The sequence below is a fragment of the Candidatus Propionivibrio aalborgensis genome (assembly GCF_900089945.1).
GTDB classification, from domain to species: domain Bacteria; phylum Pseudomonadota; class Gammaproteobacteria; order Burkholderiales; family Rhodocyclaceae; genus Propionivibrio; species Propionivibrio aalborgensis.
Map to the genome: position 1 here is coordinate 13,816 of NZ_FLQY01000364.1, position 12,486 is coordinate 26,301.

Below are 12,486 nucleotides of genomic sequence, written 5' to 3' on the forward strand. Positions count from 1 at the left end.
AAGAATTGCTGGCGGCGATCAATCAAGAGATCGCGGTTCGCAAGCTGGAGGACTATCGCCCCTACACGAAGCAGAAAATCTTTCATGCAGCGGGCTTGGCTCACAGCGAACGCCTGTTGAGAGCCGGCAATCAGCTTGGCAAGAGTATCGCCGGTGGCGCGGAGTGGGCGATGCACGCCACGGGGCAATATCCTGAGTGGTGGGAAGGCGCGACATTCAACAAAGCGCCGTTGCTATGGGCGGGATCAGTGACCGGCGAATCGACGCGAGACAACCCGCAACGCATCTTGGTGGGTCCGCCAGCGGTTGAGAAAGCCTGGGGAACTGGCTTCATTCCGAAGAGCGCGATTATTGGCCGTGACCGGGCAATGGGTGTTGCGAATCTGCTGGATAACGTCCAGGTGAGACACGGCGGCGGCGGTGATGTGCAGGCCGGAACGTCCGTTATTGCCTTCAAAGCCTATGAAAAGGGCCGCGAGAAATGGCAGGGGCCGACTGTTGACGGTGTGTGGTTCGACGAAGAGCCGCCGATTGATATTTACACCGAAGGATTGACGCGGACAAACAACGGCCAGCGCGGCCAGTTTGCGATTATCACCTTCACGCCGCTTCTTGGCATGTCGTCCGTGGTCATGTTGTTTGAATCCCCGGAGACGACACGCCAATGAGCCGCGCAATCATATCGATGACGATTGACGACGCCGAGCATTACACGCCGGAGCAGCGGGCGGCGATCATTGCATCCTACCCGGAGCATGAGCGAGACGCACGCGCCAAAGGCATTCCGACGCTAGGCAGTGGCCGAATCTTCCCGATTGACGAGGATTCGATAAAGGTTGATCCGTTCAAAATCCCCGCGCATTGGCCGCGCATTAACGGTATCGACTTTGGCTGGGATCACCCGTCAGCCGGTGTGCAATGCGCCTGGGACCGTGATTCGGACGTGTTCTACATCATCAAGGCGCATCGGGCCAGCCAGCAAACGCCGGTTCTTTTCGCCCCAGCGGTAAAAGCCTGGGGGTCGTGGGTGCCTACTGCCTGGCCGCATGACGGACTCCAAACAGACAAAGGCTCAGGGCTACAGCTCGCGCTCCAGTACGCCGAGGCTGGGTTAAAGATGCTGAAAGACAAGGCGACTCATGCGCCAAAGGCTGGACAGCCGGAAGGCTCAGGCGGGAATGGCGTTGAGGCGGGTCTGATGGAAATGCTTGACCGCATGCAAACAGGCCGCTTCAAGGTGTTTTCAAACCTGGATGACTGGTTTCAGGAGTTTCGGCTGTATCACCGCAAAGATGGTCGGGTAGTCAAGGAGTTTGACGACCTCATTTCCGCGACTCGGTACGCGCTGATGATGAAGCGCAAGGCCGTTGTGCAAACGATAACCACACAGCAGGTTGTGCCGCAGTGGCGACCGCTTGACCCGGAGATTGGCTACTGATGGACGCGATGACAGACGACGTAATGGATGAGACGCTGAACCCGTTTGGCGAAACCGATCTGCAAGGGCCAAGGCGTGACGCTTTCCTGTTGTCGCTGCTTTCAAAGCGCAAGGAGGCTATCTCAGGACGCAAGGCCAGCGGCATCGAAGACGACTGGATTGATGACGAAGACCACTATCAGGGTGTTGACGCGGCGAATCGTCAATACGCCACGTCTGGAAACATGGCGATGGCTAAGCGCTGGGCAACGGGTTACTCCGAAGATAAACCAACGTCTACGCGCTCTGTGATTTTCCTGAACATTACCCGTCCATACGTTGATGCTGCCAGCGCACGAGTGGCCGATATGCTGCTTCCGACCGATGACCGAGCCTGGGAGATTAAGCCAACGCCGATCCCGACGCTGTCGCCGCTCAATATGGCGCAGCTTGGCCCTGATTTTAAGCAAGCGGTAGAGGAGACGATTGAGATAGCGACAGCCGCTGCAAAAAAAATGCAGGACGAGATTGACGATTGTTTGAACGAGTCAAATTGGCACGGCGAAGTAAGGCACGTTATTGAGGACTCGGCGCGCATCGGCTCCGGCGTGCTGAAAGGCCCGTACCCGGTTCGCAAGACGGGCCGCGTCTATAAGCAGTCAAACGGTGTGTCAGAAATGGTACAGGTCAGCGAAATCAAACCAGGCACTAAACGCATTGACGCATGGAACCTGTTTCCCGACCCGGCCTGTGGCGAGTCAATACACAATGGCAGTTACGTTTTCGAGCGTGAGTATGTTTCCTCGCGGCAACTGCGAGACATGGCGAAAATGCCGGGCTATGACGCGCAAGAGATTCTATCGGCAATCAAGAAGGGTCCGGGAACAAGCAGCGCAACCGGCAATGGCGCACTGAAGAATGAAGACCAGTTCGATATGTGGATATTCTACGGACTGTGTGACTCCGATGATTTGCAAACTGTTGGTGTCGAGGTCGAGGACGAAACGCCCAAAGCCTACGCAATGGCCGTGATCCTCAACGACCGCATTATCAAGTGCGCCTTGAACGTGCTCGATACCGGCGAATTCCCGTATGACGTGCTGGCATGGCAAAGACGCCCAGGCATGCCATGGGGCGCGGGCGTGTCGCATCAAATCAGGACGCCGCAGCGGATGCTAGTCGGCGCGTCAAGGCAGATGATGGATAACTCCGGCATGACGACGGCGCCGCAGGTCGTCATCGGCAACGGCATTACTCCGGCTGATGGACAATGGAGCTTGCGCGGCGGGAAACTGTGGCGCGCCGAGCCTGACGTGGTTGACGTCGGGCGGGCCTTCTCTGCGTTCGTCACGCCGTCAGTACAGCCTGAGCTGATGAACATCATCAATTTCGCGCTGAAGATGGCCGAGGATACAACCGGACTCCCGGCCATGCTGCAAGGCATTCGCGGAGATGCCCCTGAAACCCTTGGCGGCATGCAGCTACAGAACAATAACGCGTCTGGTGTGCTGCGCAGGCTGGCAAAACGTTTTGATGACTACGTCACCGAACCACATATCCGCAGGTATTACGACTGGATGATGCAGCACTCGGACAAGGAAGACATTAAGGGGGACTTCAAGGTTGATGTTAGAGCTAGCTCAGCCCTCGTTGAGCGTGATGCACAGCAGCAATTTCTGGTGACGCTGCTACAGGTTGCCGACAATCCCAAGTACCGGCTTGACCCGGCCAAGCTGGCAACGGAGCTATTAAAGGGCCAGCGCTACGATCCCAAGCGTGTGCAGTATGACGCTGAGACGCTGGCGCAGCAAACAGAGAAGGCCGACCCGATAGCCGAAGCCAAGGCCGAGCTAATCAAGGCGCAGACGCGCAAGACTGACGCCGATGCCGCTGAGAAGAACGTCACTGGAATGTTCTCCGCAACGTCAGCCGCCAATCAGATTGCAATGAACCCGACGATTGCCCCGGTGGCTGATGCCATGTGGCTCTCTGCTGGCGGCAAAGACGCAAATGCAGCGCCAGCCATTCCAGAGCCTCAAGGCGCTGAAGGCATTGAAGACCTGCCACAAAACACGTCGCCCAACTTCCCGCCCAGGCCGCAAAGCCCGGATGAAGGCATGAACAGCGGCATTGAGACGGGCTTTGACGATGGAAATTGACCGCACGACAGAGACATGGCGGGCGCTTGTAGAGCGAACAGAAGAGCGCCTTGCCGACTGCCGGGCGAAGAACGACGGCGCACTTGATGCCGAGAAGACGGCGCATTTGCGCGGACGAATTGCAGAACTAAAGGATTTGCTGGCATTGGATAACCCAATCCCGGCACTTGTTGCGGACGAGCCTTCTGGCCCCTTCGCGTATTAAAGGAGAAGCAAAGAATGGTTATTGACAAGGACGAAGTACAAACCGAAGAACAGGACGCAGCGGACTTCATGGCTGGCTTTAATGGCGTTCGTGATCCCGGCGAAGAATCGCCCGAACCACGCACCGAAGAGCCAAAGGAAGAGCAAGAGCCTGAAGAGGCGACAGCCGAACCTGAAGAGTCCGAGGCTGAGCCGTTGTTTTTCGGCATGACAGAAAGCCAAGTCAAATCACTGCTTGAACGCAGTGCGCGAGTTGATTCCATTGAGGAGCAGCTACGCAAGGCAAACGGCAAGATCGGTGAGCTTAACGGCACACTCCAGACGCTATCAGCACAACGCAAGGCGGCTCCAGAGCCGTCAGAAAGCGACGATGAGAGCGATTTGGAAAACGATTTTCCAGAGTTTAGAGACATTGCAGACGCAAGGGCGCGCAAGATCGCCTCCGAAATGATTCAGGAGTACGCCAAGAACAACAGCGTGCAGCCTGGGCCAGACCGTGACGAGATTATCCGCGATGCCAATATTGCGATCATGGATGCAACTTACGACGGCTGGCGCGAAACGCTATCGTCGCAGGATTTCAGCTTATGGATTGCCACGCAGCCCGACAACGTTCAGCAAACGTACCAAACAACGGTTAGCGCCAAGGAGTTGGGAACCATCGTCAAGACCTTCGACGCATGGAAAACCAACGCCCAAAGCAAAGGCAACCGCAACAAGCAGCGCTTGGAGCAAGCGATTATCCCCGAAGGCAATTCTTCACGGGTGAAGCACGCACCAAGCCCACAAGACGACTTTCTTGCGGGGTTCAACTCCGTCAGGAATCAAACCTAAGAGGTAAATAAAATGGCTTCATTTGATTATGCATCGCCCGCTGGGCGAATTAACAAGTTCAAGGGTGAAATCCTTGCCCACGCAATCCCCGTCGAGGTTCTCGGTATTACCGGAGCGCAAAAGGAAGTTCCGAAAAACAACGGTAAAACGGTTATGTATCGTCGCTATCTTCCCTATGGCGGCGCGCTGACCAACTTCAACACCATCAACCGCATGGACACCACGGCGGCGGCTCATGTGTTGACGGAAGGCACCACACCGACCGCCGATACCATGATTCCGCAGGACATTACCGTCACGCTGAATCAGTACGGTTGTCTGTATCAAGTCAGTGACCAGGTGGTCGATACCTACGAGGACGACGTTCCCGCAGAAATGAAGAAGCAATGCGGCGAGCGTGTTGGTTTGGTTCGTGAATTGGTGCGTTTTGGCGTCGTCAAGGCGAGTACCAACATCAGCTATCCCGGTGCTATCGTGTCGCGTGTAACGATCAACAAAGCAATTGATCTGAATACGCTGCGCAAGGTATCGCGTAACCTGCAAGCCAATCATGCTAAGCGTATTACCGGCATTCTGGCTCCATCGGCCAACATCGCCACCAAGCCGGTTGAAGCCGGTTATCTGGTCTTCTGTCATTCGGATTGCGAAGCAGACTTCCGCAACATGGCCGGATTTACTCCGGTTGCTGCGTATGGCTCGCGCAAGCCCGTTCATGAACAGGAGCTTGGTACGGTCGAAAACTTCCGCATTATCTGCTCGCCTGAGCTGGCTTCCTATCCGTCAGCAGGTATTGCCGGGGCTTCTGGCCTGTCGCCCGCCTTGTATTCGGCGGCGGCTGGTGCGGTGGACGTGTATCCGATCATCGTTTGTGGTGAAAACGCTTGGGGCCAGGTGGCTCTGCGCGGGGATATGTCTCTTGATCCGACCTGGATTCCTCCGGGCCAGAAAACCAAGAGCGATCCGCTTGGGCAGCGCGGCTATGTTGGAGCGAAGTTCTACTTCAACTGCACGTCGCTTAATGACGGCTGGTTGGCCGTGATTGAGGCTGGCGTAACCGCTCTCTAATGTAGTGTAACCAGCGGCCCGGTTCGCCGGGCTGCTAACTACTGTCGTGATGACAAAAGGAAACAGATAATGGCAAAACAGCACATTGACACGCCCAACGAGTACCTTGGTAAAGCAGAGCAGTTCAACATTGACGAAATCGGTGATGGACCCAAAGACATCGAAATCATTGACCGCGTGGTTAGCGGGTCTGAGTTGGACATGGACAAGTTCATGCATGAGCCGGTCACTATCATGGTTCATGACTCGAATGACGCTAACGACGTTGATCTTGTAATGGTTTCGGTCAATGGGAACCGTCAATTCCTGCAACGGGGAAACCCGCAAACAATCAAGCGCTACTTTGTCGAGCGGCTGGCAAGGGCAAAGAAAACGTCTTATACGCAGACAATTGACGAGCGTTTGGGTGAGGCCATGAACAACCTGACGCCACGGCACGCGCTCAAATACCCGTTCTCTGTAGTAGAGGACAAGAACCCCAAAGGCGGCGCATGGTTGCGCGGCATCTTGGCTGAAAGAACCTGATGAACCTTAGTGAGCTTATTGAGGCGTTTAGGATTGAGTCCGGCGACTCTGTAAACAAGCCTTATTTTTGGAGCGACAGTTATCTGACGTTCCTTGCAAACGAGGCGGAGTCCGAGGCGTGCAGACGCGCCTGGTTGCTTCGGGATTCAACGTCAAGCTTCTGTGAAGTCGATGTTGCGGCGGACGAGCCTTTGATAACGCTTGACCCTGCAATTATCACCGTCCTTCGGGCAAGGCTCAGCACAGTAATCGGGGCGTTGTCGTCCATTACTTCAACGCAAATGGATGACTGCGAGCCGTTATGGGAAACGCATGCGGGGCGCCCTACGTCTTATGTGCCTGACTATCAGACGGGGGCGCTTCGCCTCTATCCGATACCTAACGTCGACGACGTGCTGTTCATGACGGTTTCCCGGCTTCCTGTTCGCAAAATGGAAGATGACGAAGACGTGCCGGAGATTCGCCCTGAGTATCACTATGCTCTGATTCACTGGATGCTCTATCGCGCCTACATGAAGCAGGACGCGGACACCTTCGCGCCGGGGAAAGCAGCAGTGTCGATTGCTGAGTTTGAAAAGGAGTTTGGCAAACGCAGTAGCGCACGCAACGAAACGTGGCAAAGAGAGCGGCACACATTGGGCGGCAACCCTATCGCTTGAAATGCTGGCTTTTCATCGACAATGATCTTACTCGCCGTGACGGCGACACAATCCCAGGGCTGGAGTTTCAATGGCAGCAAAAGCAAAGAACCTGACGCTAACCGAAGGCCACTCCTACATCATGGACATCTGGCCGGAGGAACAGCCGCCGATTATCCGCAAGCCGATTATCAGTGTCACGTCCACGAACGGTTGCGCGCAGATCGAAGCGACAGCCCACGGCGTCAAAGACGGCGCCCGCGTTGCGGTGACGAACCTCAAAGGCACCATGTCGCAGATCAACGCCGATATGGACGCGCTGAAAAACTACAAGAACACGAGCGAATACCATCCGGCCACCGTTCTCAGTGCTGACCTGATTGAGCTGAACGACACCAACGTCGCCGACTTGGTGCATACGCCCAACACCGGATTCATCCAGTACAACACGCCCACCGATTTGACGGGCCACACCCAGCGTTGCCGTGTGCGGGATAAGCAGGGCGGCAATCTGGTGGTCTGTTCAGTTCCAGGCACAACGGGCAGCGTCAAGCCGACCAAGGCCGGACAGGACGGCTCAGTGACGTGGGTGAAACTGAGTGCCGCAGAACTTACAGCGCTGCGTATCACGAAAGGCGCTTCTTACACAGAGCTTGTTTGGGTCGGATCGACCGCTTATTCGGCTGATGACATTGTTGATTTGTCAGTCATTGCTTCGTCCGATGCCGCCGACGCGCCGTATGACGTACTCGTGATCGACACAGATGTTTCTTCCAGTCGCGTTCGGCTGACGTTTCCGCCCGTTGCCACGACGCTGCTCTCCGGCAAGACGGCCTATTACGACGTTGAAGACGTGAGCGACGACACCACGCCGGTTGTTTCGGCGCTTGTAGCCGGATCGGTAACGGTCGAGAAAGAATAAAAATGACGGATCAAACATTTGTGAACATGATCATTGCTGGGCTGTTATCGGCGATCTCATTCATTCTAAAGGTGATTTGGGACGGACTGCGCGAGTTGCAGAAGGCTGACGTAGAACTAACGGGCCAGATTGGAAGGGTTCGTTTGATGATGTCTGATTCCTACATCAAAAAAGAAGATTTCGACCGGATGGCGAATGCCTTGTTTGCAAAGCTAGACAAGATAGAGAACAAGCTGGACGGCAAGGCCGACAAAATTAAGCGCAATGACACCTAACCAGAAAAAAGCCCTTGCCGCTGCGGTCTTCGCTACCGCGATTGCGGTTCCAGCCGAAGGGCTGCGCCAAGCTGCATACCGCGATCCGGTCGGCATCTTGACGGTGTGCTACGGACATACAGGCGAGGTCGATAGGCAAAAGTTCTACTCGATTGCGGAATGCGAGGCGCTGCTTTCTGCGGACATGCTCGAAGCCGTTGAGCATGTAGAGAAGTGCGTCCCCGGCCTTCCGGCTCCAGTGCTCGCGGCATTCTCGGATGCAGTGTTCAACATCGGGCCTAAAGTAGCGTGCGACAAAGGAAACTCGACAGCGGCGCGGTTATTGGCTGCGGGCGACTATCAAGGCGCGTGCGATCAGCTTGTGCGCTGGGATAAGGCGCGCGTGGCCGGGGTGATGGTATCGCTTCCGGGCCTGACAAAACGCCGAGCCAAAGAGCGCGACCTTTGCTTACAGGGGGTTGTGTGACGATGTTTGCGCCGCCGTCGATGGACGACTATCTCTCTCCGATTGAGCTTTTTCTGGTCCGTGAAGTGGACATGGAGCCACGCAACGGACGGTCTGGTTACACGCTTGGGCGTCTGTACTACGGCGCAAATCCTGATGGAAAGATATTCACCCGCGAAGATCAGGATCGGCGGCTAGAAGAAGGTGGAGCGAAGGAGTTTTCCGCCACGGCCATCCCGATTAGCCGGTATGAGATGTACCTGTACGACACCATGCTGTTTGGTGACATTCCAGTATTCAAGGACGTTCCTGGCTTTTCGTACTGCGGCATCCAACCCAAGAGCGGGAATGAATCGCTGCTGGGATGCGTTGAAGTCGGGGAATACCGGACGCTGAACGGCGTGTCGTGCAGTGAAGGCGTGTTGCACAAGCTCAGAGCCATGATGAGCAAGGCGAAAGCTGACGGACGCAAAGTGTTTTGCACGATAACGAGGGAGACGAAATGACGACAACTCAGAAATTAATGATCGGTGTGTTGATGCTTGTATCGTGGTTCGCGCTTGTTATTCTGCAAATGACTCCTGTTGAGCCATTTGTCGACGCGCTGAAATGGGCCGGGGCTGGCCTTGGCCTCGTGCAAGCAACACTCACCGATCCCAAGGCGGTGACGTGAAATACGCGACATTCCTCTTTCTGTTCCTGACCGGCTGCGCTTCAGTGCAGAACGCTGGCACAGCGGAGTATTCGGTTAAACCTGTGGTAATCGGTGAAAAGACGGTTTGCTGTGAAGTGACGGTGCGGAACGGGAAAGAGTTTGCCTACCTCGAAGCACATATCGAGAAGCGCGGCGATGACTACACGGTCGATCTGAAAGAGCAAGGCGTCAAGGCATTTGAAGGCCAGGCGATTGCGGCTTCAGTGATCGGCGCATCGCTCACAGCAGCACAGCGAGCCGCGCTGACAACGGCATTGATGCCTCTGGCACCCCTTATTATCCCTGCGGCTGGCGCGGCCATAGCGGCCCCAGGAATCGGCGCTGCGGCGGTTGGTGCGGCAGGGGTAATAGCTACACAAAAGGCACTTGAAGAATGAGCAAGTTCAAGACCTCGCTCATCGTCAGGCTGGTCAGCAGCGACCCGGAGAAATGGCAGCTTGCTCTACCGCTCGTCTATTTGTCGGACTCGCTCGGTTTGATTGTCGTGCCGGTCGGATTTGAAACGGACTTTGCTTCGGTCCCGCGCCTTCCGGTGCTTTTCTTTTTGGCTGGTGGATTCGCAAAAGCGCCGTCCGTTGTCCATGACTTCCTATACTCTGAACATAACAACTTCACGCGAGAGCAAGCCGACGCGGCGTTCCTCGAAGCGATGGAAGTCGACGGCGTTTCAGCGTGGCGCAGAAACGGAATGTACCAAGCGGTACGCCTGTTTGGCGCTTCGCATTTTGTGACGGACTCGCTGCCATGAGCAATCGTAAATTCAATGCCACGGTGACAACGACCGCCCTGAACGGATCGACTGTCGAGCTTCAGGACACGATGATTTTTTCTGGCGTGGACCAGAAGTTCGTCAATTTCCTTACCGGATCATGCAAGTTGGCCGTTGGGTTCCTGATGCGCTTGCTTCCGTCAATGGGCAGCTACACCCTGCACTACAAAACAATCGTTACCGACGCGGAAACAGGCGAAGCCGTTGTTGACCGCCCCGGTGTAACGCTAGACGGCCTTTCAAAAAAGCAACTGTTTGGGTTTTTGAACTTCGCGGTGAAAGAACTCGGCGAGGCGAACAGTATGAGGTATGGGAAAAATGACTCGAAGGATGAGTAGTGAGCAAACATGAAACGCCGACTCAACTGCTGGATTGTGGCAATGACCATGTGGTTAATGACACATGGTCGGCAATACGCAATTGTCAGGCGTTCGCATGCCTTTCACGGACTAATTCCGCATTTTCTGTTCGGAACGCGGGCGGGGTGGAAAAAGATTGTCGTGATCGAGTACGTTCCCCCGCCAAAGAAACAGCGGTGGCGAACCGACTTCGTCTTCTGCTTTCCCGGCAGCTACAGAGTATGGGAATTCCGTTTAACCGGCGTGCATCGCTGCGCGACCGAAGAGCAAGCGCTGACCGGGATATTCGGTCATTTTGGAGGTAGGTGCAGCAAGTAGCAGCAAACGACGTTTAATTTTTTTACAGGAGCATCAAAATGAAACTCACCACCGCACTACGCAACACTCGCGCCACAGACATCATCACCGCTGCTGGCACCAATCCGAAGCTGAAGTATTACAACGGAACAGAGGCCTTATCTCCGGCTGGCACTCTGCTTGCCACGCTGGACGTCACAGGCGCACTAGGTACGGCGACATCTGGTGTTATTGACTTCAATGAGACAGTGACGCAGACAAGCTCAGGCTTTACCGCTGGCACGCCGACTTTCATCCTCGTAACGACCTCGGCTGATGTGGCTGTCTGCACCTTGCTTATCGGCACGGACGTTACGCAGACAGGCACCATTCAAGTGGGCGTGGATATTGCGATCACGACCGGAGCGATAATCACTGAAGGCAACGCATAATCATGGCCTCGACACATACCTCCAAAACCCTGCTGACATCGCAAGCTCTGGCCGCTGCTGCCTCGGTCAATGCGACGGAGTGGAATCTCACGACGGCTTACGGCGGCCTTGCTGCTGTCAAGTTGACCAACGGTGGAACGGCTCCGACGACGGTCCCTATTGTCAAGTTCTATGTTGGTGAAAGCACAGGAACAAAGCGCCTTTATTACCAAGCGTCAGGTGATCTAGTCAATAGCTCGGTCAATGACATCGTATGCGAACTGCCGCAAGGAACCATGTTTGCCAACATCACGATTACCTGGGGGGCTACAACGGGGGGAACGGTGGAAGCGTACGGTCAAGAACTGACAACGATCTAAATGTCCAGTCGAATCATTCAGCCGCAGCATGGCCCTTACGAACTCGACCCTGCTTGGTTCAAAAAAGGGCTGCAACTTGTTTTATTGCAGGATGGGTACGTAACGCCATCCGGGTACACGCCGTACACTCGGACTGGCAGTGGGGTTGCAAAATCAATCTCACCTAAAGGTATAAATCCGGGCTTTGGCTCCACACTTGCCGGGAACACCAACAGCTATTTGTCCGGGCCTGTAATCAGACCGCCTTTAACTGGCTTTCGGTCGTGTTTCGTGCGGGTTTATGCACTCAGCACAGGAGGAAGCGCTTTTGGTAGGGTTTTTCAGGATGTTTCAGGTAATGGAGCTTCCGTAGGGGTAGATTCGGTATATTTGTCCGGTGGCAGGCTGGGGTATATCGCTATTTCTGGGGATCAGGCGGGTGGCCCTGGGTGGGGTCCAACATCTAGCCTACCCCTTAACCAGTGGGTCAACCAAAGCTGGACGCACGACAAGTCAAATACGACAAACGTCCCAGAATTCTATGTAAATGGTTTGCCGGTTGCAGCGTCTTTAATTGGCGGCGCCAGCTCGGATTTTACGACGACAGTACTCAGCCCTATTGCCATCGGTAACAGACCGTCCGATGTAGCGCGAGGATGGGACGGCATGATCGGGCCGATCCTGTTTTTTGATGGGTATTTATCGGCTACCGATCACTGGTCGTTAAACAGTAACCCGCTTCAGGTTATACGTTCGTTACGCCAAACCTTGCGTGCATCGGTGGCGTCATCGACAACCACAATAAGCGCCACAACAGCAGATGCTGGCGGATCGATTATCTCGAAGTCGACGGCTAAGACGGCCATTGCCGCAACGACGGCCAATGCCGTTGGATCAATAGGGTCTGGGTCCAGTGATCGCACTACAATCTCAGCAACTACAGCTAATGCTACCGGCAGCATAGATTCAAAGTCTACCTGCAAGACTGTAATCGCAGTGACTACAGCCGGTGTGTCGGCCGCCATTGAGTCGGGGATGCTACCGACTGCGATCCTATCGCCCGTTGATCGAGGCAACGTGTTTCTTGCCTCGT

Annotated in this window: 19 protein-coding genes; 18 read left to right on the plus strand and 1 reads right to left on the minus strand. The window is 55.2% G+C overall.

Annotated features, from left to right (window positions below):
- Positions 1-5: 5 nt before the first annotated feature.
- The 18 genes from PROAA_RS15690 to PROAA_RS15775 all read left to right on the plus strand — a co-directional run bounded on the left by PROAA_RS15690 (position 6) and on the right by PROAA_RS15775 (position 11,414).
- Positions 6-668 (plus strand): terminase large subunit domain-containing protein, encoded by a 663-nt coding sequence (locus PROAA_RS15690; protein WP_222102310.1) that lies wholly within the window; start codon positions 6-8, stop codon positions 666-668.
- Positions 665-1,438: a phage terminase large subunit family protein gene (locus PROAA_RS15695; protein ID WP_186412246.1), complete on the plus strand. Its 774-nt coding sequence runs from the start codon at positions 665-667 to the stop codon at positions 1,436-1,438. The genes PROAA_RS15690 and PROAA_RS15695 overlap by 4 nt, the downstream gene beginning before the upstream one ends.
- The gene (locus tag PROAA_RS15700) at positions 1,438-3,576 is read left to right on the plus strand and encodes a portal protein (protein ID WP_222102311.1); all 2,139 of its coding nucleotides are present in this window, start codon (positions 1,438-1,440) and stop codon (positions 3,574-3,576) included. Before PROAA_RS15695 ends, PROAA_RS15700 begins: the two co-directional genes overlap by 1 nt.
- Positions 3,566-3,781: a hypothetical protein gene (locus tag PROAA_RS15705; protein ID WP_186412247.1), complete on the plus strand. Its 216-nt coding sequence runs from the start codon at positions 3,566-3,568 to the stop codon at positions 3,779-3,781. The genes PROAA_RS15700 and PROAA_RS15705 overlap by 11 nt, the downstream gene beginning before the upstream one ends.
- 14 nt (positions 3,782-3,795) lie before the next feature.
- On the plus strand, positions 3,796-4,614 hold the full coding sequence (locus PROAA_RS15710) for a hypothetical protein (RefSeq protein ID WP_186412248.1): 819 nt from the start codon (positions 3,796-3,798) through the stop codon (positions 4,612-4,614).
- 12 nt (positions 4,615-4,626) lie between these two features.
- A complete protein-coding gene (locus tag PROAA_RS15715) occupies positions 4,627-5,679 on the plus strand; it encodes a N4-gp56 family major capsid protein (protein ID WP_186412249.1) in 1,053 nt (350 codons plus the stop codon).
- 69 nt (positions 5,680-5,748) lie between these two features.
- Positions 5,749-6,204, plus strand: coding sequence for a hypothetical protein (locus PROAA_RS15720; protein ID WP_186412250.1), 456 nt, complete (start codon positions 5,749-5,751; stop codon positions 6,202-6,204).
- Entirely contained in the window at positions 6,204-6,863 is a 660-nt protein-coding gene (locus PROAA_RS15725; protein ID WP_186412251.1) for a phage adaptor protein, read from the plus strand. Before PROAA_RS15720 ends, PROAA_RS15725 begins: the two co-directional genes overlap by 1 nt.
- Before the next feature lie 121 nt (positions 6,864-6,984).
- Positions 6,985-7,764, plus strand: a complete 780-nt coding sequence (locus tag PROAA_RS15730) for a hypothetical protein (protein ID WP_186412252.1) — start codon at positions 6,985-6,987, stop codon at positions 7,762-7,764.
- A 20-nt stretch (positions 7,765-7,784) separates the two neighbouring features.
- Positions 7,785-8,039, plus strand: a complete 255-nt coding sequence (locus PROAA_RS15735; RefSeq protein WP_186412253.1) for a hypothetical protein — start codon at positions 7,785-7,787, stop codon at positions 8,037-8,039.
- Complete coding sequence (locus PROAA_RS15740) at positions 8,029-8,505, plus strand: lysozyme (protein ID WP_186412254.1); 477 nt, start codon at positions 8,029-8,031, stop codon at positions 8,503-8,505. The genes PROAA_RS15735 and PROAA_RS15740 overlap by 11 nt, the downstream gene beginning before the upstream one ends.
- A 2-nt stretch (positions 8,506-8,507) precedes the next feature.
- The gene (locus PROAA_RS15745; RefSeq protein WP_245664307.1) at positions 8,508-8,990 is read left to right on the plus strand and encodes a DUF5675 family protein; all 483 of its coding nucleotides are present in this window, start codon (positions 8,508-8,510) and stop codon (positions 8,988-8,990) included.
- Positions 8,987-9,157, plus strand: a complete 171-nt coding sequence (locus PROAA_RS15750; protein ID WP_186412256.1) for a hypothetical protein — start codon at positions 8,987-8,989, stop codon at positions 9,155-9,157. Before PROAA_RS15745 ends, PROAA_RS15750 begins: the two co-directional genes overlap by 4 nt.
- A complete protein-coding gene (locus tag PROAA_RS15755; RefSeq protein ID WP_186412257.1) occupies positions 9,154-9,576 on the plus strand; it encodes a putative periplasmic lipoprotein in 423 nt (140 codons plus the stop codon). The genes PROAA_RS15750 and PROAA_RS15755 overlap by 4 nt, the downstream gene beginning before the upstream one ends.
- Positions 9,573-9,947, plus strand: coding sequence for a DUF1353 domain-containing protein (locus PROAA_RS15760; RefSeq protein WP_186412258.1), 375 nt, complete (start codon positions 9,573-9,575; stop codon positions 9,945-9,947). Before PROAA_RS15755 ends, PROAA_RS15760 begins: the two co-directional genes overlap by 4 nt.
- On the plus strand, positions 9,944-10,306 hold the full coding sequence (locus tag PROAA_RS15765; RefSeq protein ID WP_186412259.1) for a hypothetical protein: 363 nt from the start codon (positions 9,944-9,946) through the stop codon (positions 10,304-10,306). Before PROAA_RS15760 ends, PROAA_RS15765 begins: the two co-directional genes overlap by 4 nt.
- 377 nt (positions 10,307-10,683) lie before the next feature.
- Positions 10,684-11,055, plus strand: coding sequence for a hypothetical protein (locus PROAA_RS15770; protein ID WP_186412260.1), 372 nt, complete (start codon positions 10,684-10,686; stop codon positions 11,053-11,055).
- A 2-nt stretch (positions 11,056-11,057) separates the two neighbouring features.
- The gene (locus PROAA_RS15775; protein WP_186412261.1) at positions 11,058-11,414 is read left to right on the plus strand and encodes a hypothetical protein; all 357 of its coding nucleotides are present in this window, start codon (positions 11,058-11,060) and stop codon (positions 11,412-11,414) included.
- Positions 11,415-12,133: 719 nt separating this feature from the next.
- Here PROAA_RS15775 and PROAA_RS15780 read toward each other — a convergent pair.
- Complete coding sequence (locus PROAA_RS15780; RefSeq protein WP_186412262.1) at positions 12,134-12,418, minus strand: hypothetical protein; 285 nt, start codon at positions 12,416-12,418, stop codon at positions 12,134-12,136.
- Positions 12,419-12,486 lie beyond the last annotated feature (68 nt).